The organism is Deltaproteobacteria bacterium (assembly GCA_028818775.1).
Taxonomy (GTDB): Bacteria; Desulfobacterota; Binatia; order UBA9968; family JAJDTQ01; genus JAJDTQ01.
This window is the reverse complement of the sequence record JAPPNE010000153.1, coordinates 1-26,400: the sequence shown is the minus strand read 5'-3', so window position 1 is coordinate 26,400 and position 26,400 is coordinate 1. Positions and strand designations below refer to the sequence as shown.

Annotated in this window: 23 protein-coding genes and 1 tRNA gene; 6 read left to right on the top strand and 18 right to left on the bottom strand. The window is 67.7% G+C overall.

Going from position 1 to position 26,400, the window contains the following annotated elements:
• Nucleotides 1–169: 169 nt before the first annotated feature.
• The gene (locus OXU42_16545; protein MDE0030997.1) at nucleotides 170–1,054 is read right to left on the bottom strand and encodes an amidohydrolase family protein; all 885 of its coding nucleotides are present in this window, start codon (nucleotides 1,052–1,054) and stop codon (nucleotides 170–172) included.
• 244 nt (nucleotides 1,055–1,298) lie between these two features.
• Between OXU42_16545 and queC the strand changes: the two genes are divergently transcribed.
• Both queC and OXU42_16535 read left to right on the top strand, forming a co-directional pair.
• Entirely contained in the window at nucleotides 1,299–2,042 is a 744-nt protein-coding gene (gene queC / locus OXU42_16540) for a 7-cyano-7-deazaguanine synthase QueC (GenBank protein MDE0030996.1), read from the top strand.
• A 60-nt stretch (nucleotides 2,043–2,102) separates the two neighbouring features.
• Nucleotides 2,103–3,224, top strand: coding sequence for an amidohydrolase family protein (locus OXU42_16535; protein MDE0030995.1), 1,122 nt, complete (start codon nucleotides 2,103–2,105; stop codon nucleotides 3,222–3,224).
• A gap of 3 nt (nucleotides 3,225–3,227) precedes the next feature.
• Here OXU42_16535 and OXU42_16530 read toward each other — a convergent pair whose 3' ends face one another.
• The 13 genes from OXU42_16530 to OXU42_16470 form a co-directional block, all read right to left on the bottom strand.
• Nucleotides 3,228–4,262, bottom strand: coding sequence for a hypothetical protein (locus tag OXU42_16530; protein MDE0030994.1), 1,035 nt, complete (start codon nucleotides 4,260–4,262; stop codon nucleotides 3,228–3,230).
• A 67-nt stretch (nucleotides 4,263–4,329) separates the two neighbouring features.
• A tRNA-Ile gene (locus OXU42_16525) sits at nucleotides 4,330–4,403 on the bottom strand.
• A 74-nt stretch (nucleotides 4,404–4,477) separates the two neighbouring features.
• Nucleotides 4,478–6,271, bottom strand: a complete 1,794-nt coding sequence (gene rpoD / locus OXU42_16520; protein MDE0030993.1) for an RNA polymerase sigma factor RpoD — start codon at nucleotides 6,269–6,271, stop codon at nucleotides 4,478–4,480.
• Between the two features lie 2 nt (nucleotides 6,272–6,273).
• Complete coding sequence (gene dnaG / locus OXU42_16515) at nucleotides 6,274–8,064, bottom strand: DNA primase (protein ID MDE0030992.1); 1,791 nt, start codon at nucleotides 8,062–8,064, stop codon at nucleotides 6,274–6,276.
• On the bottom strand, nucleotides 8,061–8,576 hold the full coding sequence (locus OXU42_16510) for a CvpA family protein (protein MDE0030991.1): 516 nt from the start codon (nucleotides 8,574–8,576) through the stop codon (nucleotides 8,061–8,063). Before OXU42_16510 ends, dnaG begins: the two co-directional genes overlap by 4 nt.
• Nucleotides 8,577–8,729: 153 nt before the next feature.
• Nucleotides 8,730–8,930, bottom strand: a complete 201-nt coding sequence (gene rpsU / locus OXU42_16505) for a 30S ribosomal protein S21 (protein MDE0030990.1) — start codon at nucleotides 8,928–8,930, stop codon at nucleotides 8,730–8,732.
• A 40-nt stretch (nucleotides 8,931–8,970) separates the two neighbouring features.
• Entirely contained in the window at nucleotides 8,971–9,759 is a 789-nt protein-coding gene (locus tag OXU42_16500) for a TlyA family RNA methyltransferase (GenBank protein ID MDE0030989.1), read from the bottom strand.
• A complete protein-coding gene (locus OXU42_16495; protein ID MDE0030988.1) occupies nucleotides 9,756–10,022 on the bottom strand; it encodes an exodeoxyribonuclease VII small subunit in 267 nt (88 codons plus the stop codon). The genes OXU42_16500 and OXU42_16495 overlap by 4 nt, the downstream gene beginning before the upstream one ends.
• Nucleotides 10,023–10,047: 25 nt before the next feature.
• Complete coding sequence (gene xseA / locus OXU42_16490) at nucleotides 10,048–11,274, bottom strand: exodeoxyribonuclease VII large subunit (GenBank protein MDE0030987.1); 1,227 nt, start codon at nucleotides 11,272–11,274, stop codon at nucleotides 10,048–10,050.
• 13 nt (nucleotides 11,275–11,287) lie between these two features.
• Nucleotides 11,288–12,601 (bottom strand): S41 family peptidase, encoded by a 1,314-nt coding sequence (locus OXU42_16485; protein MDE0030986.1) that lies wholly within the window; start codon nucleotides 12,599–12,601, stop codon nucleotides 11,288–11,290.
• A gap of 27 nt (nucleotides 12,602–12,628) precedes the next feature.
• Nucleotides 12,629–13,822, bottom strand: a complete 1,194-nt coding sequence (locus OXU42_16480; GenBank protein ID MDE0030985.1) for a peptidoglycan DD-metalloendopeptidase family protein — start codon at nucleotides 13,820–13,822, stop codon at nucleotides 12,629–12,631.
• A gap of 20 nt (nucleotides 13,823–13,842) precedes the next feature.
• Entirely contained in the window at nucleotides 13,843–14,739 is an 897-nt protein-coding gene (locus OXU42_16475) for a permease-like cell division protein FtsX (protein ID MDE0030984.1), read from the bottom strand.
• Entirely contained in the window at nucleotides 14,736–15,428 is a 693-nt protein-coding gene (locus tag OXU42_16470) for an ATP-binding cassette domain-containing protein (protein ID MDE0030983.1), read from the bottom strand. Before OXU42_16470 ends, OXU42_16475 begins: the two co-directional genes overlap by 4 nt.
• A gap of 189 nt (nucleotides 15,429–15,617) precedes the next feature.
• Here OXU42_16470 and OXU42_16465 point away from each other — a divergent pair, with 189 nt between their 5' ends.
• Nucleotides 15,618–17,639 (top strand): DUF4070 domain-containing protein, encoded by a 2,022-nt coding sequence (locus tag OXU42_16465; GenBank protein ID MDE0030982.1) that lies wholly within the window; start codon nucleotides 15,618–15,620, stop codon nucleotides 17,637–17,639.
• Here the strand turns inward: OXU42_16465 and OXU42_16460 are convergent.
• The 4 genes from OXU42_16460 to OXU42_16445 all read right to left on the bottom strand — a co-directional run bounded on the left by OXU42_16460 (nucleotide 17,623) and on the right by OXU42_16445 (nucleotide 22,284).
• Nucleotides 17,623–18,609 (bottom strand): molybdopterin guanine dinucleotide synthesis, encoded by a 987-nt coding sequence (locus tag OXU42_16460; GenBank protein ID MDE0030981.1) that lies wholly within the window; start codon nucleotides 18,607–18,609, stop codon nucleotides 17,623–17,625. The two genes, OXU42_16465 and OXU42_16460, sit on opposite strands and share 17 nt — an antisense overlap.
• Before the next feature lie 23 nt (nucleotides 18,610–18,632).
• The gene (locus OXU42_16455) at nucleotides 18,633–19,448 is read right to left on the bottom strand and encodes a transglutaminase-like domain-containing protein (GenBank protein ID MDE0030980.1); all 816 of its coding nucleotides are present in this window, start codon (nucleotides 19,446–19,448) and stop codon (nucleotides 18,633–18,635) included.
• Nucleotides 19,449–19,547: 99 nt separating this feature from the next.
• A complete protein-coding gene (locus OXU42_16450; GenBank protein MDE0030979.1) occupies nucleotides 19,548–21,317 on the bottom strand; it encodes a thiamine pyrophosphate-binding protein in 1,770 nt (589 codons plus the stop codon).
• 49 nt (nucleotides 21,318–21,366) lie between these two features.
• Entirely contained in the window at nucleotides 21,367–22,284 is a 918-nt protein-coding gene (locus OXU42_16445; protein ID MDE0030978.1) for a DUF1932 domain-containing protein, read from the bottom strand.
• 161 nt (nucleotides 22,285–22,445) lie between these two features.
• Here OXU42_16445 and OXU42_16440 point away from each other — a divergent pair, with 161 nt between their 5' ends.
• From OXU42_16440 to OXU42_16430, 3 genes are read left to right on the top strand one after another with little or no spacing between them, the layout of a single operon-like run.
• Nucleotides 22,446–23,423, top strand: coding sequence for an LLM class F420-dependent oxidoreductase (locus tag OXU42_16440; GenBank protein ID MDE0030977.1), 978 nt, complete (start codon nucleotides 22,446–22,448; stop codon nucleotides 23,421–23,423).
• 8 nt (nucleotides 23,424–23,431) lie between these two features.
• Complete coding sequence (locus OXU42_16435; protein ID MDE0030976.1) at nucleotides 23,432–24,709, top strand: MFS transporter; 1,278 nt, start codon at nucleotides 23,432–23,434, stop codon at nucleotides 24,707–24,709.
• A 39-nt stretch (nucleotides 24,710–24,748) separates the two neighbouring features.
• Nucleotides 24,749–26,023, top strand: a complete 1,275-nt coding sequence (locus OXU42_16430; protein MDE0030975.1) for an MFS transporter — start codon at nucleotides 24,749–24,751, stop codon at nucleotides 26,021–26,023.
• The last annotated feature ends 377 nt before the right edge of the window (nucleotides 26,024–26,400 follow it).

Genomic DNA, 26,400 nt, shown 5'->3' with positions numbered 1-26,400 from the left:
AATTCTCGCACCCTATTTTCGCAACCCTTCAAATCATGTTCCGCGAGGACTCGCACACAACCATCGAGTGCTTCGCGAATTTGTCGCGAGTCGTTCTACTTGGTCGACCCTGTCGGCCATTACCGGAGAGAGCGAGAATGTCAAGGTCTTGGTGGATCGAGGCATACGTTCACGCCCCCTTTTCCAGCACCCTCGCGGCGTTCCCGCCCAACATCGCCTCGGCCTCGCCGTCGGTGAACCCGTAGCCGTGCTCGTGGGCGAGGGAGGGGAGGCGGCGGTAGATGTCCACGGTGTCCTTGAGGGACATGTGCTGGCGCATGTGCGGGAAGTCGGTGCCCCAGAGGATGCGTTCGGTGCCCAGGAAGTTGCGCATGTGGTCGAGAGCTGCGAGGGTTTCCTCGGGTCTGTCGCGGAGCTTGGTCTGCCACTCGGACAGGTCCACCACCACGTTGTCGTGGACGCGTGCGATGGTGGCGCAGTCGGCCCACCATTGGCCGCCGGCGTGGCCCAGGATCATCTTGAGACGCGGGAAGTCGACGGCCACTTGGTCGAACTCCAGCGGATGGGTGAAGCGGCTGTACAGCAGTGGGTGGAAGCGCTCGCCGGAGTGATGCAGCACGGGCACGTCGTGCTTGATGCAGATCTCGTAGATGGGGTAGCAGGCCCGGTCGTGCGGGAAGTAGCCGGCGGTGGCGTGCAGCTTGATGCCGCCCATGCCCCACTCCTGGATGGCGCGCTCGAACTTCTCGGGTGCTCCGGGGCGGCGCGGATCGATGCCGTAGAAGGCGACGATGCGCTCCGGGTGGCGCGCCTGGGCCTGGGCCAGGATCCAGTTCTCCTGGTCGATGGTGAAATGCGGCGTGCCCAGGCGGTCGCCGTAGTCCGCCACCAGCATCGCGGATACGTCCACGCCGGAGGCGTCCATCTCCTCGACCAGTTCCCGCGTCGTCTCTTCCCAATCGGGCGGCGCGGGCGCGGCGGCTTCCGCGGAGGCCTCCGCGTCGTAGTAGCGCTGGTTCCCGCGCCAGAAATGCCGGTGTATGTCGATGACCATGATGCCTCCCTTGTTTGTGCGCAGGGCGCGGGATGGGTCCGTCGGTTCTGTCCGGTTGCCGAGGCTACCACCCGGCCAGCGCGGGAGCAATGTCAGGGCCATCGCCACATCGGTTCCGTCATTCTTGCGAAAGCATGCCCTCGACCCCGATCGGGGCGATGCTTTCGCGGGAATGACGTTTCGGGGCGGCTGATGCATTGTAACCCGTTGAGATGGGTGCCCGGCGATCTGCTATAAGTCTTCCATGCCCAGTTATGGTGTCACTCTTCTCTCCGGAGGACTGGACTCCACCACGGTAGCGGCCTATGCCAAGGGCCGTGTCGACAACATGTCGGCGATCACGTTCCGCTACGGCCAGAGTCACTCGAAGGAGGTCGACTGCGCGGTGCGGATCGCCGGCATGCTGGACATCGAGCACCGGCTCCTGGACATCTCCTTTCTATCCGATGTCGCCTGGTACTCCGCCTTGATCAGCCCCGACCGCTTCCCGGTACCGTTCGGGCGCGCCGCCGGGGAGATGGGACACGGAATCCCGATCACCTACGTGCCCATGCGGAATACCATCTTCCTGTCGCTTGCCGCGGCCTGGCTGGAGAGTCGGGTGCTGTACGCCATCGAGGTGGAGGGCGTGGCCGCATCCGACGTGGAGGCTTCCGTGTACATGGCCCCCAACGCGCTCGACTACAGCGGCTACCCCGACTGCCGCCCCGAGTTCTACGAGGCCACAAGGCGCACGCTGGATCTGGGTAGCAAGCTGTGGACGGAGTACGCGGTGCCGATCAGGGTCGAAACTCCGATCATCGATCTCTCGAAAGCCGAGATAGCCGCGCTCGGGATCCGGCTGGGAGCCCCGCTGGAGCACACCTGGAGCTGCTACAAGGGCGGGAATGTCCCCTGCGGCTCGTGCGACAGTTGTGTCCTGCGGGCCAAGGGGTTCGCCGAGGCGGGCATTCCCGACCCGCTGCTCGTGAGGCTCGGCGGAACCTGACCGCGGCAAACCACGGTTTCCGACACCTGTCGGGACCAAGCTCGAAGAACGGAGGCCACCATGCCCGACTGGAAACTGTTTTCCGCCGACGACCACGTGGACCTGCCCTACCTGCCGGGCGATCTGTGGACGGCGCGGGTGCCGCGGAAGTTCCGGGACCGGGTGCCGCGGCTGGTGGAGAGCGCGGAGGAGTGGCACTGGGAGGCGGACGGCAAGCTCTTCGGCGTCCCCTACCGCTACGACAACTACACGAGCATCCGGTTCGGCAAAGCCACCACGCCGGTAACGCAGGAGCCGGGGCGGTGGCGGCCGACGACGCCGGAGCTGCGGCTCGAGGACATGGACCGGGACGGGGTGGAGTGCCAGGTCATGTACGGCGGGTTGATCTCGGGATTTCAGTTGGAGGAACCCGAGCTGAATTCCGTGAGCCTGCGTGCGTACAACCAGTGGATCGCGGAGTTCTGCGGCGCCGCCCCCGAGCGGCTCATCGGGCTGGGGTTTCTCCCGGTCCAGGGGGTGGAGGCGGCGGTGGAGGAGCTGCACCACTGCGCCCGGCTGGGGCTCAAGGGGGTGCAGTTCCAGGCCTTCGACGCCGCCAAACGGGTTTGGGACGAGGCCTGGGAGCCGCTGTGGAGCGCGGCGGAGGATACCGGGCTGCCGATCTCGTTCCACCAGGGCGCGGGCTTCTGGAGCACCGGCCGCACCAACATCCCGCCGGGACGCGGCGTCGACCTGATCCGCATCACGGTGGTGGCGGCGCAGCTCGACGAGGTGCTGGCGTCGCTGGTGCTTTCCGGCGTGCTGGCGCGGCACCCCAAGTTCAGGGCCGTGCTGGGGGAAAGCTCCCTGGGCTGGATCCCGTACATCCTGCAGAAAATGGACCAGGAGTTCGACATCCGGCCGCGCATGCGCCCCACCGGCGCCGGCGCGCTCAGGATGAAGCCGTCCGAATACTACCAGCGGCAGATGTACGCGACGTTCCAGGAGGACCCGGTGGGCTTGAGGCTGCTGGACGTGATGGGAGAGGACACGGTGCTGTGGGCCTCGGACTATCCCCACGGCGACTCCGTGTGGCCGCTGTCGCATCAGACCGTCGAGCAGGACATGGCCGGCATGGACGCGGCGGTGGTGCGCAAGATCACGCGGGACAACGCCAGGAAGCTCTACCTGGGGGAAGGGTGAGCGTCAGTCCGTCGTCATCGGTGTGTTCACCATCATGGAGTCGGCCATTCGGGCGGCATTGATGGCGGCCTCCACCTCGGGCTCGTCCCAGATGGTCAGCTTGCCCTCGTCGTAGACGGTGCGGCCGTCGATCTCGATGGTCTGGTCGAAGCAGGCGACGTCCACGGGATCGTGGGAGCGGCCCACGTGGAAGTGCACGATGGTCGGGCTGCAGTGGGAGTAGCTGTACCATTCCACGGGGTTGTCGGCGCGGGCCGTCGGCACGATGGTCTTGGGATTGACGCCGGCGTGCCACGAGTCGATGAAGCCGTCCGTGGCGTTCAACCTGGCGTGCATCGACGGGTCGCCGCCCTCCAGCGAGACCACGCGTCCGTCCTTCAGCTCCAGGCGCACGGATTCCGGCATGCCGCCGAACTTCGCGATGTGGTCGGCGACGATGACGCCCTCGGTGGCCACGGCCACCACCGGGCTGTGCACGCCGCCGGGAAAGTTGCGGCGCGCCCGGCCGCCCTCGTCCTCGACGAAGTAGGCCTGCGCCACCGTGCTCTCGCGCGCGCCGAAGGTTCCCCGCACGTCCGTGCCGTTGGGGCTGGTGATGCGCCATGACTTGCCCGGCGCCGACAGCGCGTCGAGGGTGTTGGCGAGGACCCGCTGCACCGAGTAGGGAAATGCCGCCCAGTCCGAGGACATGAGGGCGACGGTACGTGCGCGGTTGGGCACTCGCACGCGCGCCTCTCCGGGGAAATGATGGTGCAGCTCCTCGCGCTTGAGCGAGGGGTAGTGCGCGAACAGCACGTCCGCGCGCCCGTAGGCGTCCAGCACGGCAGCCGGAATCTCCTCGGGCCGGTCCTTGGGGATGGCCGGGCCGTTCACCACGTGGACGTCCCCGCCCCGGTCCCGCGCCGACTCGGTCAACGCCTCCACCACCGCCGCGTCGGCGACTCCCTCCTCGGTGACGATGTAGACGCTTTGGCCGCGCTCGACCCTGGCGCACGACGCGACACAGTTGTCGATGCCCGCGGTGATATTCTCGGCCATGGACGGTACCTCCCTTGCCGGCCGTCCCGGTGCGTTCTGAATCAGGCTCGGACCCGGACGGGATGAGTGGGCCCACCTGGATTCGAACCAGGGACCTACCGGTTATGAGCCGGTGGCTCTAACCAACTGAGCTATGGGCCCGGAAATGACTGGCGCGCCGAACGAATCGCGCGCGGAAGGAAGTAGCCCGCCGACGCCCCATGGCTGGGCGCTTCCTACCCCTCCATGAAACTCTTGAGCCTCTTGCTTCTACTAGGATGGCGGAGCTTGCGCAAGGCCTTGGCCTCGATCTGGCGGATGCGTTCGCGCGTCACCGCGAACTTGTGCCCGACCTCCTCCAGCGTGTGGTCGGACTTCTCGCCGATGCCGAAACGCAGCCGCAGGACCTGCTCCTCGCGCGGCGTCAGCGTGGCCAGCACCTTGCGGGTCTGCTCCTCGAGGTTCAGGCTCGAGACCGCGTCGGACGGGGTCGCCACGCGCTTGTCCTCGATGAAGTCGCAAAGGTGGCTGTCCTCGTCCTCGCCCACCGGGGTTTCAAGCGAGATGGGCTCCTTGGCGATCTTCAGCACCTTGCGCACCTTCTCCAGCGGGATCTCCATCTTGGCGGCGATCTCCTCCGGAGTGGGCTCCCGGCCGATCTCCTGCACGAGGTAGCGGGACGTGCGGATGAGCTTGTTGATGGTCTCGATCATGTGCACCGGGATGCGGATGGTGCGCGCCTGATCGGCAATGGCCCGGGTGATGGCCTGGCGGATCCACCACGTGGCATAGGTGGAGAACTTGTACCCGCGCTGGTACTCGAACTTCTCCACCGCCTTCATGAGACCGATGTTGCCTTCCTGGATAAGGTCGAGAAACTGGAGGCCGCGGTTGGTGTACTTCTTGGCGATGCTCACCACCAACCGCAGGTTGGCTTCGATCAACTGCTTCTTGGCCTCGTCCGCGCGCACCTCGCCCTCGTGGATCGACTCCACCCGCCGGCGGAGCTCCTCCTCGGACATCTCCAGGCGCTGCTGCGTCCCTTCCACGTCCTCGATGGCCTGGCGAATGCCTTCCTGCATGTCGCTGAAGGCCTTCAGGCTCATCCTGAACGTCCCCACGGTCTTCCGCCAATTGTCCTTGCCGTCGTCGCCCGCCGCCACCTCGAGGATCTCCCTGGGGCTCTTCCCGGTCTCCCTTTCGTACCGCTCCAGCCGGGCCTTGCCGGACTCGATGCGGTGCAGCTCCCCCTTGAGCCTCTCCACCATCGCGTCGATCTGGAGTCGGTTGAGCCCCAACGCCTTGAGCCGCTTGACAATCTTCGTGCGGCACCGGCTCGACTGCCGCTCCATCTCCTCCCGTGCGGCCGCCGCATTGCGCTTGCGCAGCTTCTGCCGCACGGCGTCGTATTCTCCCGCGGCGTGGCGCAGCTTGGCGATCTCTTCGAGCAGGTGCTGACAGTGCACCTCCTCCTCGGTGACGTCACCCTCGGCTTCCACGCCCTTGATCACTTCGTGCACGCGGACCTCGCCCACCTCGAGCCTCTCTCCGAGATCGAGCACGTGCTGGATCGCGACGGCACAGGAAAGCGCATGGTCCGCCACCACCCCCTCGCCTTCCTCGATCCGCTTGGCGATCTCCACCTCTCCGTCCCGGCTGAGCAGCGACACGTTGCCCATCTCGCGCAGGTACATGCGCACCGGATCGCCGGTCTTGCCGGCCACGTCCGCCTCTCCGCCGTCGAACTCGACCTCCCCCTCCTCGGGCTCGTCGTCGGGGGCGTCCTCCGCCTGTCCGGTCAACGCCATACGCGAGTTCGGATCCACCACCTCGATGTCCATCTCGCCGAAAATGGACATGACGTCGTCAAGCTGCTCGGGGGAGACGGTGTCCGCCGGCAGCATGTCGCTCACCTGATCGTAGGTCAGGTAGCCCCGCTCCCTGCCGAGGTCGATCAACCGCTTGACATCCTGTTCCCGCTTCATCAGGCGAGTCCGCGATGTCTCCCGGGGGGCGTTGACCGGCGTCATGTCTACAAGCCCGGCGCCGCGCGTTCCAAGCGGAGTTTCTTTTGCATGACCTCCTGCCATTGCCGCATCCTCTCTTTCTTGGCAGCGTCATCGCGGGTCTCTTCGGCAACGCGAATCGCTCTGCACAACTCCCGATCGAGCCGGTTCAGATAACGCCTTTTCAAGAACAGGAGACAGTCCCGGGTCATTCGCTCACGCTCGCTCTCGGCGAACTCCTGTCCTTGCAACACGAGCCCCGTCACCTCCGAGGCCAGCTCCGGCGCCAGACCCTCGGTCAAGGCCCCCACTTCCAGCCCCCCGTCGTCCCCGGCGTTCGCGAACATCCGCCGGATCACGTCGCTCCACTTCCCGCTCACGAGCTTGTCCATGGGCTCCCGGCGCAGTGCCGTCACCACCGCCGGAAACCGCAGCATCAGCGCCACCAGCGCCGCCTCCGCGCGGTCGTCCCCGAGGGTCCACCGGTCGGCCGCGCGCGGCGCCGGACGGCCCGCGCCGCCCCGGTCGTTTCCGGCCGGCCGCGCGCCCGCCGCCGGGCCGCCGCCGGCATGCCGGCGCAACGACTCCTCGCGCACGCCCAGGAGGTCCGCCGCGCGGCCGGCCAGCAGATCGCGGTCGTTGGGGTTGGTCAACTTGGCCAACATCCCGCTGACCTCGGCGGCCGAACGGCTCCTGCCCTCGAGGCTCGTACCGTGCCGTTCGCGCAACCAGTCCATGTAGAAGTCCACGATGGGCACGGCGCGCTCCAGCACGCTCTCCAGCGCGTCCTTCCCGTGGGCGCGGACGAAGGTGTCCGGATCCTCGTTCCCCGGCAGGAAGGCGGCCCGGCCCCACAGGCCCGCCTGCTGGAACACCTCGACGCTCCGCGCGGCCGCGGCGCGCCCGGCGGCGTCGCCGTCGAACAGCGCGGTCACGTTGCGGGTGTAGCGCGCCAACAGGCGCAGGTGCTCCGCGGTCAGGGCCGTGCCCAGGGTGGCCACCGCGTGGGTGACGCCGTACTGCGCCAGCGAGAGCACGTCGAGATAGCCCTCCACCACCAGGACCCGGTCCTGGGCGCGGATGCCGTCCCGGGCCTGCTTCAGGCCGTAGACCTGAGCGCTCTTGTGAAACAGCGGCGTCTCGGGGGAATTGAGGTACTTGGGAGCGCCTTCGCCGATGACCCGCCCGCCGAAGCCCACGATCTTGCCGCCCGGCTCGGTGATGGGAAAGATCACCCGGTCGAAGAACCGGTCGCGGAACCGGCCCCGCTCCCGCTCCACCAGGAGGCCCGCCGCGGCCGCGTCGGCCGGCGCCACGTCCAGGCGCCGCAAGTGGGACGCGAGGCCGTCGCCCCGCGGCGCGAAGCCGAGGTTGAAACGCGGCCACAGGGATTCGTCGACGCCACGCTTCTGGAGGTAGTGGCGCGCCTGGGTCCCTTGGGCGGGCTCCAGCAGCAGCCGGTGGAACCACTCCGCCGCCTGCTCGTTCAGGCGGAAAAGGTCGCCGCGCCGGCCGCTCCCCGACCCCGACTGCTCGATGGGAATGCCGTAGCGTTCCGCCAGCCGCTCCACGGACTCGGGAAAGGTGAGCCCATCGTAGAGCATGACGAACTTGAAGACGTCGCCGCCTTCGCGGCAACCGAAACAGTAGAAGACGCCCTTCTCCTCGTTGACCGTGAAGGAAGGCGTCTTCTCCGAATGGAAGGGACACAGCCCCGAGTAGTTCTGGCCGGCCTTCTTGAGGGTGACGTAGTCGGAGACCACCTCCACGATGGGGGCCCTTGCGCGAACCTCTTGAGTGGTCTGATCGGAGATCATGCCCCGTCCCGTGTATCCATCGACGCGGAACCCGGGTTCCAGGCCCCGGGCCACTTGAAGGATTCGCCCATGGAGGTCACGCCGGCGCCGAAGCCGTAAAGGGGTCCCACCAGCGCGGCCGTTCCCAACGGCTGCTCCAGCTTCTGCGGCACCCACGCCTGCTCGATGGCGATGAAGAGGACGATTCCCAGAAACACCGCCCCCTTGGCGCCGCCCACCAGGAGGCCCCCCAAACGGTTGAAGCCGCTGAGAAAGAAGCGGTCGGCGGACCGGTGGAGCAGGTGCCCCACCCAGTTGAGCCCGATATAGGCCAGAAAGAAGAGAACGATGAAGGCGAGGACGTTCAGGATGAGCGGAGAGTAGGGCCAGAGGTCGGCCCAGGAGGAGGCTTGGTCGTAGTACCTTACGGCGACGATGAGGCCGACCGAAAGACCCAGCAAGGCGAATACCTCCCGGAACAGTCCCCTGGCGTATCCCCTCACGGCAAACACGCACAGGACCGCTGCCAACACTGCGTCTACGATATTCACAATGGCCTGTTGGGCGCCGCCGGAGCCCGCTCTCCGCAAGGGATCCACCATGGATCCCGCGGAGCCGGCTCGGTCGAACTCACCCGGCCCGTGCCATTGCCACGCCCGGAACTCCCAGTCGCAGTTACGTGAGCCCTAGTACCACTGGTGGCTTCGGGCGCGCTTCATGGCACGCTTTTTGGCTGCGATGGCCTTCCTCTTACGCTTGACGCTCGGCTTCTCGTAGTGTTCCCGCTTGCGCAACTCCGCCAGAATTCCGGCCTTCTCACATTGCTTCTTGAAACGCCGGATAGCGCTTTCGATGGACTCGTTTTCCTTGATTCGAACACCTGTCATAGGCTGGTTCCACTCCTTGGGTCTGTCGAACTATAGCCAATCAGCCACCCAAGTCAAGCCCGGATGACGCTTTTGAAAACGCCGTCCAATCCGCCGGCGCGAGCGCGTGGATGAAGAATTCCCGGTTGCCCTTGGGGCCCAGCAGCGGCGACGGAACCACCGGACGGCGCTCCAGGCCGAGGGCGTCCACCGCCGCCTCGATCTCGTCGATGACGCGCCGGTGCTCTTCCTCCGAACGCACCACCCCGCCCTTGCCGACACGGCCCTTGCCGACCTCGAACTGCGGCTTGATGAGCGCCACGATCTCGAACGGCGGCTTGAGGAGGCGGCACACCCGCGGGAGCACGAGGCGCAGCGAGATGAAGGAGACGTCCACCACCGCCAGGTCCGGCGCCTCCGCCAGGGCGTCCGGCTCGAGACGGCGGATGTTGGTGCGTTCCAGCACGGTCACGCGCGAATCCTGGCGCAGGCGCCAGTCGAGCTGTCCGTAACCCACGTCCACCGCGTGCACGCGCGCCGCGCCGTGGGTCAGCAGGCAGTCGGTGAATCCGCCGGTGGACGCCCCCACGTCCAGCGCCACCCGGCGCGCCGGGTTCACGCCGAAGCGCACCAGCGCGGCTTCCAGCTTCTCGCCGCCGCGGCTCGCGTAGCGCGCCGGCGCCTTCACCCGGAGATGCGCGTCGCGCCGCACCAAGGTACCGGCCTTGGTCACCGGCGCGTCGTCCACCAGCACCGTCCCCGCGAGAATGTAGCGCTGCGCCTCCTCGCGGCTGCGCGCCAGCGACGACTCCACCAGCAGGCGGTCGAGCCGTTCCTTGGCCGCCGTCAATCTTCCTCCTCGACCAACTCGCGCAGACGCGAGCGCCCTTCGGAATCCTTGGTCAGCACCTCGATGCGCCGCTCGACCTCGCCGAGCTTGTGGTTGCACGACCGCACCAGGCGCACGCCCTCCTCGAAGGTGGCGAGCGACTCCTCGAGGTTCAACTCGCCGCTCTCGATGCGCTCCACGACCTTCTCGAGGGCCTGCAGGCACTCCTCGAAGCTGCGTTCGTCCCGCGCCTCCCGCGCGCTCTCGTCCTGAGACATTCCCATCCCCCTTACGGAAACTCCGTTCGTCCTACTCCTCCACCTCTTCCACCCGGCAGACGGCCCGCCCCGCGGCGAAGTCCACCCGCACCTGCTGGCCCTTGCTGAGGGCGGCGGCGTCCTTGACGATGCGCCCGCCCGGGACGTCGTAGACGATGCTGTAGCCGCGCCGCAGCACCGCCAGCGGATCGACGCCGCCCAGCCGCCCGGCGAGATGGCCCAGCCGTTCCCGCACGCGCAGCACCGCGTCCTCCTGGCGCCGCCAGAGCCGCAACGACAGCTCGTCCAGGCGCATCTGTCCCTGCCGCAGCCCCCGGCCGGGATCCGCCAGCCGGCGCGCCCAGTAACGCAGATTCTCGCGCCGCCGCTCCATGCGGCTCTCGGCGCCGCGCCGCAGCCGGCGCGCCCACAGCGCCACGCGCTCCTCCAACTCGCGCCGGCGGGGAAGGATCATCTCGGCCGCGGCCGTGGGCGTGGCCGCGCGCTGGTCGGCCACGAAGTCCGCGATGGTCACGTCGATCTCGTGGCCCACCGCGGACACGACCGGCGTGCGCGCGGCGGCGATGGCCCGCGCCACCGCCTCCTCGTTGAACGCCCAGAGATCCTCCAGCGAACCGCCGCCGCGGCCCACGATCATGACGTCCACCACGCCGGTCTCATCCAGTTCCCGGACCCCCTGGGCGATTTCCAGGGCGGCGCCCTGGCCCTGCACCTTCACCGGCCGGATGATCACCCGGCGCTCCGGAAACCGTTCGCCGATGATGCTCAGCATGTCGCGCACCGCCGCCCCCTGAAGCGAGGTGACGATGCCGACGGTACGCGGCAGGAACGGCAGCGGCTTCTTCCGCTCGCTCTCGAACAGGCCTTCCTGCCAGAGGCGTTTCTTCAACTGCTCGAAGGCGACGGTCAACGCGCCCTTGCCGCGCGCTTCCACCTCCACGGCGTAGAACTGGAGCGCGCCGCGCACCGTGTACAGGCCGACCCGGCCGGAGCAGACCACCTCCATGCCGTCTTCCAGACGGAACCGCAGCCTCTCGGCGTTGCGGCGGAACAGCACCGCCGCGATCTGCGATTCGGAGTCCTTGAGCGTGAAGTAGACGTGTCCCGAGGGCGCGAAGCGTACGTTGGACAGTTCCCCGGCCACCCACAAGGCATCGAGACCGGTCTCCAGCCGGTCCCGGATGATGTCGTTCAGCTCGCTGACCGTGAGGACCGCGGCCGGCTGTCCCACGGAAGGGTGGTGGAAGGGACGCGACATCGGCGCACGCCGCTCAGGTCTTTTCCTTGGCCGAGCCGGCGAGGCCGCGGAACATTTCCCAACCCTTGAGGAGCTCCAGCGCGCGTCCGATCTCCGGGTCGTTCCTGAGCCGCTGGACCAGGTCGTCGGGTACCGCGGCTCTCTCCGCCGGCGCCGCTGCCGGCCCGCCGGCCTCCGGCTCCGCCGCCTTGTCCGCGGAAGGAGCCTCGGCGACGGCCGGCCTTGCCTTGGGATCCATCACGATGTCCGGCTTGATGCCGACCTCGTGTATCGACCGGCCCTTGGGCGTGAAGTACTGTGCCGTGGTCAGGCGCAGGGCCGAGCGGCCGTCCAGCGGCAGGATGGTCTGCACCGACCCCTTGCCGAAGGTTTGAGTCCCCAGGACCAGCGCGCGCTTGTGGTCCTGCAGCGCCCCGGCGACGATCTCGGACGCGCTGGCGCTGCCGCCGTTCACCAGCACCACCATGGGGAAGTCGGTCCGGGACCCGTCACGGGTGGCGGAGAACCTCTGCTTGTTCTGGCTCCCGCGCCCTTCCGTGTAGACGATCAGGCCGGAGTCGAGAAACAGGTCCGAGACTCCCACCGCCTGGCTGAGCAGTCCACCGGGGTTGTTGCGCAGGTCGAGCACCACGCCCTTGTAGGAGCCGTCCCCGGGCTGGTGCCTGGCCATGGCGTCGATCAGGTTGTTGCTGGTGCGGTCCTGGAACTGCGCGATGCGCATGTAGAGAAAACCCGGCTCGAGCACGCGCGCGCGCACGCTGCTGATCTCGATCACGGCGCGCACGAGGGTGAACGTGAGCAGCTTGTCCTCGCCCTTCCGCCGCACCAGCAGGGTAACACTGGAATCCTTGGGTCCGCGCAGCCGCTTGACGGCCTCGGTCAGAGTCATGTCCTCGGTGGTCTCGTCGTCGATGCCGACGATCTGATCGCCCGGCTGCAGGCCCGCGCGCGCCGCGGGCGTGTCCTCGATGGGCGACACCACGGTCAGGAGTCCGTTGCGCACGGTGATCTCCACGCCCAGACCGCCGAAGCGTCCTTCGGTCTCGGTCTGAAGCGCGCGGTAGGAATCCTCGGTCAGGTAGCTGCTGTGAGGGTCCAGGGATTCCAGCATGCCCTTGATGGCGCCGTCGACCAGCTTGTCCGTCTCCACCTCCTTCACGTAGTTCCTCTGCACGATGGCGAGGATGTTCGCGAAGTTCTCCAGGCTCTCATAGGCGCCGGAGTCCACGGCCGAGACACGCGGCACGACCAGCCCGGCCGCGAACAGGACCCAGCCCAACACCCAGAACCAGCCGGACACGCGGCGCTTTCCATTCCGCAGCTTCATCGTATCGTCTCCTCCCGACGACTCCGTCTATTTTTTCCCTCTGGCCACCGCCCGCGCCCGGCGGAACCAGGGGAGCGGGTCCACCGGCTTGCCGTTTCGGCGCATCTCGAAGTAGAGCCGAGACCGGCCGGACGAAGGGTCGCCGCCGACCCGCGCGATGCCCTCGCCCCGCGCGACGCGATCACCGACGGACTTGGCCAACTGGGACAGGTGGCCGTACACCGTGTAATAGCGCTTTCCGTGGTCGAGAATAAGCATCTTTCCGTAGCCCGGCAAGCGATCCGCGAACAGCACCCGACCACGCTCCACCGCGCGGATCTCGGCTCCCGCCGGCGCGGCGATGTCGATGCCGGGACGGTGCACGTCCACGTCCAGGTCGGGATGCTTGTGGATGCCGAAGCCGCTGACGATGGTGCCGTCCACGGGCAGCACCAGACCGTCCGCGACAGTGGCCGCCGGGCTCGCCACGGATGCGCGGCCCTCCTCCTCCGAACCACGGATGATGCCCTCCAGGCGCCGCGCCGCCTCCCGCAGCTCCTGCAAGGCGCGTCCGCGGAGCGTGCGCTCCCGCCGCAATGCCCGCAACGTGCCCTGCCTGCGCGCCCGCTCCTTCCTCAGCTCATCGCCCAGCGCCGCCACCTCGTCCCGCTCGCGCGCGAGCGCCCGGCGCCGGGCCTCCACCGTGCTCCGCAGGTCCCGGCTCCGCCGGAGGTTGTCCGCCAGCCGCCCGATCAGCGCCTGGTCCCGGCCCAGCACGGTCTCCAGCAACCGCTTGCGACGCATCAGTTCCGGCACCGACAATTCGCCGTTGAGCAGCACGAAGGGCGTTCCCCCGCGTTGCCACTTGTAGAGTGCCCGCACCCGCTTCACCAGCGCCCGGCGTCCCTGCTCCAGTGCCGCGGCGGCTTCGTTCGCCGCCCGCACCGCCTCTTCCACCTCGCCCTCGCGCCGCTCGAGGCTCGCGTTCAAGGTCTTGAGCCGGCGCGTGCGGCGTTCCAGGGCCGTTTCGAGATCGTCGAGCACCTCCAGCACCGACGCTTCCCCGCGCCGGACCTTGTCCAGGGCGGCGCGCCCCGCGGCGATGCGCTCCTGCAACTCCGCCAGCTCTCCCTCGTCCTGCGTCCGGGCGGGCGCGGGGAAACCCAGGCAGAGGCACAGGCCGGTCGCCGCCACGGCACGGCAGGCGATGGGGAAAACCTTCGTGGGACGCGACCGGAACATTCGCCTTGGGGACGCCGCCGTCAGGCCAGGAAACGCTTCACCGACAGCGCGCTGCCGGCGGTCCCGAGAAGCCACCCCAGGAAAAGCAGCTCCACGCATTGCCAGGAGTTGAGGAACGTGAACTGGATACCGGCCGCGAGCGACCCGAACGGGGCCAGCAATTCCGCGCCGAGGAGCGAGAACGCCGCCCGCAGGAGCCCGAGGGCGAGGGCCGCGCCCAACAGCCCCTGGATCATCCCCTCGATGACGAACGGCGCCTTGATCAGGCCCGTGCCGGCTCCCACCAGTTGCATGATCTCGATCTCGTCCTGCCGCGCCACGATGGCCAGCTTGATGGTGCTGCCGACGATCAGAAAGGCCACCAGGAACAGGACCCCGCCGAGCACCCACTTGAGCCACTCCATGCCCGCCAGCAGGAGCCGCAGCCGTTCCATCCAGGTCTCGGGATACTCCACCTCCCGGACTCCCTCCAGGGCCCCCAGCCGTTCCACCAGCCCCGCCACGGCGTCACGCGACCGGGAGCCGGCGCGCAGCTCCAGCTCCATGGACGCCGGCAGCATCGCCGGGTCGAGTCCCTCCAGGATTCCCGACTGCGAGCCCAGCGCGCTCTTGAAATCCTCCCATGCACGCTCCCGGGAAACGTAGCGCGCGGCGCCCACCTCCGGGAAGCTCTCCAGCCGGACCCGCAGGTCCGCCGCCGCGGCCGCGTCCACGTTTTCGTCCAGGTAGGCGAACACGTGGATATCCTCGCCCCACCCTCGCACAAGCTGGCCGACGTTCTCCTGGATCAGCAGGAACCCGCCGAACACCAGCAGGGTCATGGCCATGACGCCGGCTGTCAGCAGATGGGTCCAGAAAAGCTCCCTCAGGCTCCGGACCACGCGTCCGGTCACGAATGCGACGTGGGCGAGCTTCATGGCGCGGAGGCCGCCGCTTCCAGGTCCGCGCGCCGCAGCAGCCGTCCCTGGTGCATCAGCAGGACACGGCCGTCGGAACTCCGCAACAGACGCGGGTCATGGGTGGCGATGAGCACGGTGGTGCCTTCCTCGTTGATGCGCGCGAAGAGCCGCAGGCTCTCCGCAGCCCTCTCGGGGTCCAGGTTCCCCGTGGGCTCGTCCGCCAGCACGAGCTCGGGACCGTTCACCAGCGCCCGGGCGATGGCCACCCGCTGCTGTTCACCGCCCGACAGAGCGGGCGGCAGCACGCCGTACTTGTCCTTGAGCCCGAGCTCGGAGAGCAGGCGGAAGGCCCGGCGCCGGCTCTGGCGCCAGGGAACGCCGACGACGTCCGCCGCCAGCGAGACGTTCTCCAGCGCGGTCATGTGCGGGATGAGCTTGAAGTCCTGGAAAACGAGTCCCAGCTTTCTCCGGTAGGCCGCCAGTCCGGGCCCCTTCAGGCGGGTGATGTTGCGTCCGTTGACGATGATCTGGCCCTCGGTGGCCTGCTCGGAACGGAACAGCAACCGCAGCAGCGTGGTCTTTCCGGCGCCGCTGGGACCGCACAGGAACAGGAACTCGCCTGCCTCCACCTGGAACGTGATGTCCTTCACTCCGGCGTTGTCCGGGGGGTACACCTTCGAGACGCTGTGAAGCTGAATCATGGACATCGGGGGAGAACCTGGGATTGCCCCGGAAAACCGCGAAATCCACCTTGACATTCCCGTTGGACGGCTGATAACGTGGCGGAAATACGTTCTATTGTATTTTCCCGGCCTCTCTCACGCAGGTTACCACTAAACCGGCTCCGTAACAAAAAGGAAACCGCGGAGTCACCGACCGCAGTAGGAATGCACGCCATGAAGATCCTGTTCGTCAATCCGCGCTTCCCGAACTCACTGTGGCGCCTGACAGGCATTACCGACATCCTGCCGCAGCGCTGTGCGCAGACCCCGTTGGGCCTGCTCACCGTGGCCGCGTTGACGCCGCCCGACTTCGACGTGGAGCTTCAGGACGAAAACGTCCGGCCGCTGCATTTCGACACCGACGCGGACGTGGTGGCCATCGCGTGCTGGAACATCCAGTACAATCGCGCCCGGCACATCGCCCAGGCGTTCCGCAAGCAGGGAAAGACGGTGGTGGTGGGCGGCCCCTACCCCTCGCTGTGCCCGGAGCGCTTCACCGACGGGCTCTTCGACGTGGTCTTCGACGGCGAGGTGGAGATTACCTGGCCGCAGTTCTGCGACGATCTCCGCGCCGGCGACTACAAGTCCGTCTACAAGCAGGAGGGCAACGTCGACATCACGCTCTCGCCGGTGCCGCGGGTGGATCTGGCGTCCCGCGACGACTACCTCTACTACTTCCTGCAGACCACCCGGGGCTGTCCCTTCAAGTGCGAGTTCTGCGACATCATCATCACCGACGGGCGCGTGCCGCGCACCAAGAGCGTGGACCACGTGATCCGGGAGATCGAGGCCGTCGAGGCCGTGGGCGGAAAGCACATCAGCTTCTCCGACGCCAACCTGATCGGCAACATGCGCTACGCCGAGGGGCTGCTCGAGGCCGTGGCGGAGTTCGGCCGCGCCAAGGGCTACCCCATCAACTTCTCCGGGGAGATGACCATCAACGTCGCGGAGAAGCCCAGGCTGCTGCAGTTGCTGCACGACGCCAACTTCACCAGCATGTTCCTGGGCATCGAGTCGCCGCGGGTGGCGAGCCTCAACGAGACCCAGAAACGGCAGAACACCACCTCGCCGCTGATGGAGAGCATCCGCAAGATCCAGTCCCACAACATGGCGATCCTGGCGGGCATGATCGTGGGCTTCGACAACGACGACAAGGACATCTTCCGGGAGCAGTTCGACTTCCTGCAGGAGGCCGGCATCGCCTTCACCACCAGCGGGGTGCTCACGGCCATCGAGAAGACGCCCCTCTACGAGCGCATGGAGAAGGAAGGTCGGCTGATCCCCTACGACTCCGCGCAGATGATGGGCCACGGCTCGGCGGACCTGAACTTCGTTCCCAAGCTGATGAGCATCGAGGAGGTGCAGCAGGGCTACAACTGGCTGATCCGGAGCCTCTACAAATACGAGAACTACGGTGCGCGGCTGGTCAAGGGCATCGAGCACTTCCGCCCCGAATACACGCGCCACGGCCGCGGCAACAAGGTGGATCGAGAGGTCCTGGGCATCCTGGCCAAGACGATCCGGCACTACGTTTTCACCACCGACAGCGCGCGGCGGCGCTTCTTCCTGAGGACGCTGCGCCAGATCATGTGGCCGCACCCCAACTTCGAAAAGCTCGACTACGCCGTCAGCTACATGATCTCGGAAAAGCACTTCCACGACTACGTGAACAAGACCCATGGCGATCCCGAGGCGGTGGCGGCGACGCCCTTCGCCGAGAGCGTCACCGCGGAGCACACCTGGGGCGAGCTGAGCAAGGACTACCTCCGCAAGCTGCGGCGCGAGTTGTACCCAGGGGCACGGCGCTGGATGCGGCGGCGGCTGCGCCACGCCGTGGCCGTGCCCGAGGCTTTCCTCAAGGACCAAGTGGGCCAGCGCCTCAGCAACTTCCTTTCGGACCTCGACATCGACGTCGTGCCGGTGGCGAGCGCCGCCCTGTCACGCATCCAGGACAAGGCCGACGTGCTCGTGCTGCCGATCCTCAACAAGGTGCTCAAGGGGCGCGAGGAACTGCAGCAGGTGGTGGAGCACCTGAACGAGGAGTCCCAGAAGGAGATCCGCCGCTTCCCCAAGGTGGTCCACTTCCCCATGGACCAGGGAGACGGCGCGGCCCTGGAAGCCTTCGCGCGCATCGGGCTGATGTACACCAGCCGCGTGGAACGGCTCCAGCGGGCCTACGTCAGGGCCTTCCAGTAGGCAGCGCGCCCTTGAGCGCCTCTTCGTGGCCCACGCCGAGTATCCACGCCTCCTCCGTCTCGATGACGCCACGTTGAACCGGGGTCAGCCATGAGGCGCCGTCGAACAGCGGCGCCAACCCTCCGTCCGCATCCAGCCGCGCGAACGCCTCCGCGTTTACCCGCACTTGCGCACAATCGAGAATTTCACGTTCGCGCCTGCGCTCGCCGATCTGCGTCCTGAGCAGGGAGGGATACACTTCGGCGATCACCGCCGGCGCCTCCGGTGTCCGGAGACCCGTTTGAAACGGCCAGACCGCCGCGCGGCCGGCGATGGACCGGGCCTCCATCAGGTGCTTCAGGGCGGGCAGACCGAGCAAGACCTGGGAGCCGACGGAACCGGCATAGGCCAGTTGCCAAACGGTCTTCGAACCCTTGGCGCAGCGATCGGCGATGCGGCGCTCCGGCGGGTGGCGTCCTCGTTCGGTACGCTCCGACTCCTTCACCGGGATGGTCGGGTAGGGCCATTTGCCGGGCCGGCCCCAGCACGGACCGCAACCCGGATAGGCCGCGTTGATCTCGGCCGCGACGTCGTAACGTTTGTTCGTGTTGTCGGGCTGGTCCTTGACGCGGGCCGCCAGCCAATCCCAAAGGGTCAAGGCACACGCCTTGCCGGTCAGATGCGCGGCGACGCCTTCCGGATAGCCAAAGGGGAAGTCGAATCCTACCATCACGCGCCGGCCGGAGTCGAGCTCCCCGGCGATCAGGCGTGCGAGGCGCCGCAGGACGGTGTGGCGGGTACGCGCGTACCCAGGTCGATGGACCGATACGCTGCCGCCGTCGATGCGGGCGACAGCCCACCAGATTGCGTCCTTGGTGCGCTTCGCGGGACTCGGCTTGGATCGCGCCGACCAGTCGACGATGATGTGGGTGTGGAAGAGCGGCGACAGCTCGCGCGGAGCCGGCTTCCGGCCATTTCTGGAATCGGACACTCAGGTGCTTGGACCCGCCGCCTTCAGTGCTTGCGGATCCGTTCGATCTGCTCGCGCACCGTGGCGGCGCTGCCGGAGTCCGGCGCCAGCTCCAGAAACCGCTCCAGGTCGGTCAGCGCGCCCGCGCCGTCCCGCAGGCGCAGGCGCAGCAGGCCCCGTTCGCGCACCTGCTCGGCGTCGTCCGGGTTGAGGATCACCAGTTGCTCCACCGCCCGGAGGCACCGCTTCAGGTCCTGGCGATTGGCATAGATCAGCTTGATGTTGTTGAGCATGCGCTGGACGATGTGGCGGGCGGATACGGCGGAAAGGTATTCCGCCTGCACCTGCAGCCGGCCGCCGTAGAGCTTGTCGAGCAGACCCTGGAGGTCGGCGGGCGACAGGATGTCGCCGCCGTGGAAGGGATCCACGAGGATCTCCTCGCCGTCGCATTGGGCCTTCACCAGGAAGTGCCCGGGAAAACCCACCCCCTCGACGTCGAGTCCGATACGCCGGGCGACTTCCATGTAGAGCACCGACAGGGTGATGGGGATGCCGCGCCTGCGCGCCATGACCCGGTTCAGGAAGCTGTTCTCGGGGTCGTAGTAGTCGTCCTCGTTGCCCTCGAAGCGTTCCTGCTTGAACAGCACGTAGTCGACGCACGCGAGACGCCGGTATGCGCTGTCCTCCGTGCCGGCCGCCTTGCTCACCCTCTCGGCGAGCCCGTCCAGGCGGCTCAGGTATTCCTGGATGTCGAGATCCGGATACTCGGGCAGGGCGATGGTGAGGGCCACGCGGGCCAAATCCATATCGGGCGCGGACACCGCCTCGGCGAAAGCCTGGTACTGCGCGCTCTCGTCCATTTCTCCCTCCGGCGCAAAACCGCGGCGGCCCTTCTCCGCCGCGCGGGGACACCGCCGGCCCGCGCTCCCGCGGGCCGGCGCGTCCCGAGGCGAACCCGGTCAGCGCGGCTCGGATACGACGTCCACCACGGCCGGGAGCCGCTGCTCCTTCACCACCTTGCAGGCCCGCTCCAGCGCGGGACCCAGCTCGGCGGGCGTGCGGATGGGGCCTTCGCCCCACACGCCGAAGCACTCGGCCATCTTGGAGTAGTCCACGAGCGGATCGCTCACGTGGGTGCCGATGCCGGCGTTCTCCACCGGGCGGTTGCGGAACTCCGCCAGCTTGATGCCGTGCTCTTCCGAGTTGTAGAAGGACTGGTTGTTGTGGATGACGATGAGCAGCGGGATCTTGTGGTGCGCCGCCGTCCACAACGCGCTCGACGTCATCAGCAGGTCGCCGTCGGACTGGATGTCCACGCAGAACTTGTCCGTCTTCATGTGGCCCAGGGCGACGCCGATGGCCGCGCTCATGCCGTAGCCCACGCCGGCGCCGCCGCTCCGCCCCAGGTACTGGCCCGGCTTGGTCCAGTCCCACAGCTTCCGCGCCCACCCGTTGGCGCTGCCGTTGGCCAGCACCCAGTCCTCGCGCTTTATGGCCTCGCCCAACTCGTAACCGAGGCACGCGGTGGTGATCTCGTTCCGGGTCAGGGTCTGGCGCGCTTCCTCCTGCCAGCGGGCACGCGCCGAGTCGTGCACCGCCTGGACCTCCTTGGCGCGGGCCTCGACCGCCGCCTTGTTTCCGTCCATCCGTTCGCGGCACAGGCGCGTCAGCTCGGGCAGCGCGATGGCGGTATCGGCGCTGATGGGCACGTCCACCGCCTGCAGCGGCTGGACGTCGGTGGCCCAACTGTGCACCAGCATGTCGTTCAGGTTGATGTGAATGATCTGCGTGCCGGGCTGGATCACGTAGCCCATCTCGCGGGTGGTGCGGTCCACCGTGGTGAGCGAGCCGTAGAGGTCCTGCACGTCCAGGGCCAGCACCACGTCGGCCTTCTTCAAGAAGTCGCCGGAGACGTTGGTCACGTCCAGCGGATGCGTGTTGGCGATGTTGTGGCGGTTGCCCTTGTCGATGACTGGAATCGCCAGCAGCTCCGCCAGCTCGGCCAGGGCCGCCACCGCCGCGGGCTTCCGTCCCATGAAGTCGGCGATGATGAGCGGCGCCTTGGCGCCCACCAGGAGTTCCGCCGCCCGGCGCATGGCGTCGGGGTTCCCCTGCATCGGGGCCTGGGGCGCGAACCGGCTCACGTCCGGGATCTCGATCTGCTTGGACATGGCCATTTCCTGGAGGCCCGCGTCGTAGTTGATGTACACCGGCGCGGTGGGCTCGGTGACCGCCAGGCGGTAGCCGCGGATGAAGGACTCGGGAATGCTCTCCAGCGTGGCCGGCTGGTCGTCCCACTTGGTGTAGTCGCGCACTTGGTTGCCCTGGGTGAGGGCGGTGTGGATCCAGTCAATCCACGGGCGCCGGATGGTGGTGTCCACCGGGCCGGTGCCGCCCAGGCAGATCACGGGCACCCGGTCGCACCAGGCGTTGAAGATCCCCATGCTGCCGTGCTGGAGTCCCACCACGTCATGCAGGATCGCCACCATGGGCTTGCCCGTGGCCTTGGCGTAGCCGTGGGAGATGGCCACCGAAATCTCTTCGTGACAGCAGAAGATCACCTCCGGGTGGTGGTTGCCGCCATAGTTGACGATGGAGTCGTGGATGCCGCGGAAGCTCGCCCCGGGGTTGAAAGCCGTGTACTCGATGTCGAAGGCCTTGAGCATATCGACGACCACGTCGGACCCGTACTCGGCCTGTTTCTTCTCCGTCCTGCTGGCCTGTGCCATGTCGATGTTCTCCCTCGGCGCGGCTTGCGCCGTGTTTCCTGGTTGGTGTTTACCTGTCCTTCCCTTCGCCGCCGTCTTGGCCGTGCGCCGCCAACAGCCCGTGTTCCACGAACCCCTCCACGGTCTCCGGCAACGACCCCAACTCGTCGCGGTGTTTCGGCCCGTGCCCTGACTCCGCCGCCGCGACCGCCTTCAAGAGCCGCTCGATGGCCGGGGTCACCACCGGCTCCAGACCCGCATGCCTGAAGGTGTCCGCCAGTTCCGCCATCTCCTCGCTGCGCCGCGCCGCGTGGAGCCGCAGCGACGTGATGGAGCCGCTCGCCTTGCCGGGCAGGCCCGGGAAGCTCTCCTCGTAGCGCTCGAGAATCTGTTCGAGCAGGCCCATCTTGTGCGCGCCGGTCAAAAGCTCGGTAAAGAGGCCCGCGAGCCCCTTGGTGAACCCGGCGTAGACGACCTTGAAGGCCGACGCCTGGGTCGCGCCATCTCCCAGCACGCGGATCGGCAGCCCCAGTTCCCGCAGCGGCGCCAGGCGCTCCGCCTGCGGGCCGGAGACGTAGACCGCGGCCTTTTCCAGCCGCCGCGCGCTGCCGATGATGCAGCCGTCCACGTACACGCCGCCAGCGCCTTCCAGCGCGGCGCGGGCGGCCTCGGCGGTCATGGGCGAAATGGCGTTGGCTTCGAGGAACGGCAGCCCTCGGCGTTTCACCGCGGCGGCCGCGTGCGCCACCGACCGCGCCACTTCCAACGCGGCGGACGGCACCACGATGGAGACGACCAGGTCGGCCTCCTCGACGAGCCGCTCCATGTTATCCACCTGCCGGACCGGGGCCTCGTCGCAGCGCTGCCGGGTGGCCTCGCTCCGTCCCGCGACGCAGGTCAACGGCTCCGCGCCGCGCGCCGCCAGGAGACGCGCCCAGTGGTAACCCATTTCGCCGATGTTGAGAATGCCGATGCGGCGGAACTCCACGGTCGATCTCCCGATGCTCTCCCTCGCCGGTCCCGCGGGGCTCGGAACGGTGTCTCCGCAACCCGCGCGCAACGTAGCCATAGCCCCTTTGCCCGGCCCGCGTCAAACGGACCGACCGCGAACGAATTTGACAGCCCCGCACCGTCCGGCTACTAAGAAACCTGCGAGTTCACCAGCCGTCGCAGACCACTTCCTGGAAACGGAGCCGCACCACGAAGACCGGCGTCTTTCTTCCCATCTCGGGCCGCGCCGCCACTCCCGAGACCCTGCGTCAGGCAGCCCAGAGCGCGGAAGCGTGGGGTTTCGACTCCATCTGGGCGGCGGACCGCATCATCATTCCCTGGCGCATCGACACGCACTACCCCTACGCCCGGGGCGGGACGTTCATCGTGCCGCCGGACCGGCCGTTCCTCGACTCCCTCACCTGCCTGACTTTCCTGGCCGCGTGCACCAGCCGCGTGGAGCTGGGCATCAGCGTGCTGGTGCTGCCCTACCGCCAACCCCTGGTGTGGTCCAAGATCGCCGTGACCCTGGACCACCTGTCCAACGGACGCTTCATCCTGGGCGTGGGCGTCGGCTGGATGGAAGAGGAGTTTCGCGCGCTCCAGGCTCCGTTCCGGGACCGCGGACGCCGCACAGACGAGCAGCTCCAGGTGCTCAAGGAACTCTGGAACGCCGAGCACGCGAGCTTCTCCGGCCGGTTCTACGAGTTCGAGGACATCGCCTTCCTGCCCAAGCCGTGCCGTCCCGGAGGCATCCCCATATGGGTCGGCGGCGAGGGCGAGCACGCCCAGCGACGCGCCGGCCGCCATGGCGACGCGTGGTTCCCCTACTTCGTGCGCATCCGCCCGGACGAACTGGCCGCGCGCTTCGACAACGCCCGGCGCCACGCCGAGGCCGCCGGCCGCGCGCCGGAGAGCCTGCGGCTCAACTGCTGCCTCCCCGTCGAGGTCACGCGCGCAGCCGTGCCGCAGGAACCGGACCGCCTCGCCGGCACCCCGGCGCAGCTCGTGGAAGCCATCGCGCGCTACCGCGATGCCGGCGTGGAGCACCTGGCGCTGCAGTTCATGGTGCCGCGCTGGCCCGACCGGCTGGAGCAGATGCAGCACTTCGCCGAGGAAGCCCTGCCGCGCCTGTGAGCCCATTCATGGCGCGCCGCCCCTTCTTCTACGGCTACGTCATCGTCGCCATCTGCTTCTTCAACATGGTGCTGATGCGCGGCATCCTCGCGTCGTTCAGCGTCTTCAACATCGCTTTTCTGGACACCTTCCAGTGGTCGCGCGCCGCCACCGCGAGCATCGCCTCGGTCAACGGCCTGGTCTACAGCTTCGCCTCCCCGCTCGTGGGCTGGGCCTACGACCGCCTGGGGCCGCGCATTCTCATGCCCCTGGGGTGCGCTGCCATCGGGGTCGGGCTCTTGCTCTCCGGCGCCAGTACGTCCTGGTGGCATTTGTGCCTCTTCTACGGCGTGTTCGTGGGACTGGGCGTCGGCTGCATCGGTTTCGTGAGCAACACCGCGCTGCTGTCCCAGTGGTTCCGGCGGCGACGGGCCACGGCCATGGGCTTCGCCACCATGGGGCTGGGCGCGGGCATCCTGCTCGTGCCGGGAGTGCAGGTGCTCATCGAGCGCTTCGGGTGGCGCGCGGCCATGGTGCTGCTGGGCGCCACCGTTCTCGTCACGCTGGTGCCGTTGAACGCCGTTTTCCAGAGAGGCCGGCCGGAAGACATCGGACAGCTTCCGGACGGCGAGCTGACGGGCGCCGCGGATGACGCCCCGAGGCCCGGTGAGGCCCGCCGGGAGGGGCCCGCTCCGCGGCATGACTGGACCCTCCGGGAGGCCTTCGCATCCTTCCCTTTCTGGGCCATCGCGGTGGGCCACCTGGCCCTGGGCATCGGCCTGTCCCTCATGTACACACACGCGGTGGCGCACCTGGTGCACGTGGGGTTGGACGACCTGGCGGCGGCGTCCGCGTTCAGCATGGTGGGGTTGGCGCGCATTCCCGGCACGGCCGTCTGGGGGCTGGCCTCGGACCGCCTGGGCCGGGACCAAGCCTATGGTGTCGCCACCCTCGTCACCCTGGCCGGCCTCGGCGTGCTCATGGCCCTCAGCGCCGAGGCGCCGGCATGGTGGTTCGTGGCCTTCGCCGTCCTCTACGGGGTCGGCCACAGCGGGGGCAACCCCACTTTCGGCTCCACCATCACGGACATCTTCAGCGGCAAGGACGTGGGCAAGATCCTCGGGTGGCTGGAGATCACCTTCGGCATCGGGGTGGCGTTCGGGCCCTGGTTCGGGGGATACGCCTACGACGTCGCCGGTTCCTACCAGACCGCCTGGATCGTGGGGATGGCGTCCTTCGCCATGACCTACGTAAGCATCCGGGCCAGCATGACGTGGCAGCGGCGGGTTCACCCCGAGACGCGCTGACGCGCGCCGCTCGGAGACACGCGCCATCGAGTGATGTCCATGCGGCGCCCGTTCTTTTACGGCTACGTCATCGTCACCCTGTGCTTCCTGAACGTGATGCTCGTGGGCACGTTCATGGCCGCGTTCAGCGTGTTCAACGTCGCCCTGCTGGAGACGTTCCGCTGGCCGCGCGCCACCACCGCCACCATCGCCTCCGTGAACGGTATCACCTACAGCGCCATGGCGCCGGTGGCGGGATGGCTCTACGACCGTCTCGGGCCGCGCATCCTCATGCCGCTGGGGTGCGGGCTCGTGGGCCTCGGGCTGGTGCTGTCGAGCGGCAGCTCCTCCCTGTGGCAGTTCTATCTCGGTTACGGCCTGCTGGCGGGTTTCGGCCTCGGCTGCATCGATTTCGTCGGCACCACCGCGGTGATCTCCCACTGGTTCCGCAGGCGCCGGGCCACCGCCATCGGCTTCGCCGCCATGGGGCTGGGACTCGGCATCGTCGTCGTACCCTTGGTCCAGCTCCTCATCTCCGGCTACGGCTGGCGCACCGCCATGCTGCTGTTCGGAGCGGCCGTGCTGGGCTCGCTGGTGCCGCTCAACGCGCTGTTTCAGCGGCGCCGGCCCGAGGATATCGGGCAGCTCCCGGACGGCGACCGAGTGGAAGAACCGGAGGCGCACGGCCCCGCCGCCCAGACCGTCCCCAAGCGGGCCTTCCCCCACCGCGAGTGGACGTTCCGGGACGTCCTGTCCTCTTTTCCCTTCTGGGCCATTTTCCTGGGGCACCTGGGCGTCGGCACCGGCACTTCGCTAATGTACACTCACGCCGTCGCCCACCTGGTGCACACCGGCATGGGCAAGCTCGGCGCGGCCTCGGTCCTGAGCCTGGTGGGCATGGCGCGGGTACCCGGTACGGCCATCTGGGGGTTCGTCTCGGACCGGCTCGGCCGCGAACGCGCCTTCGGCATCTCCACCATCATGATGCTGAGCGGCATCGGCCTGTTCATGCTGCTGGGGCCGGCGGCGCCCCGGTGGTGGTTCGCGGCCTTCGTATTCCTCTACGGCCTGGGACACAGCGCCAGCCATCCCATCTACTCCGCCACCATCGCCGATATCTTCTGGGGCCGGAACATCGCCACCATCGTAGGCATGCTGGAAATCACCTTCGGCCTCGGTTTCGCCACCGGGACATGGTTCGGCGGCTTCGCCTACGACGTCACGGGCTCGTACCGCTTCGCGTGGCTCCTGGCGCTCCTGTGCGCCGCGCTGGTCTACGTTTGCATCCTCGGCAGCCTGATCTGGAAAAGGCGGTTTCGGCCGGAGCTCGGGTGAAGGCCGGAAAAGCGGGAACCAAAGGTTGACACGGTCTGTCCCTTTGGCTAACTTGATGGGACTCCGCTCGCGAGCGCAACGCCCCGTCCGACGGTCGGACGAATTCCTTTATCCTTTGCAGAGTTGAGGAAGAATTTACCGTCGCCGGCGAGTCCACATGACCCACCGGTGGCGCCACCACAAGGGCGAGCCGCGGACGAGAGCGGATCCGTTCAACCGTACATCACACAAGAGGAGTGGGAAATGGCGAAACCAGCAAAGAAACTCGGGGCCGCGGCCGAGCAGATCCACGATCTGCGCAATGCGCTGGAGTGGCTCAAGTCCGAAGGCGACCTGATCGAGACGGACAAGGAGGTCGATCCCGACCTGGAGATCAT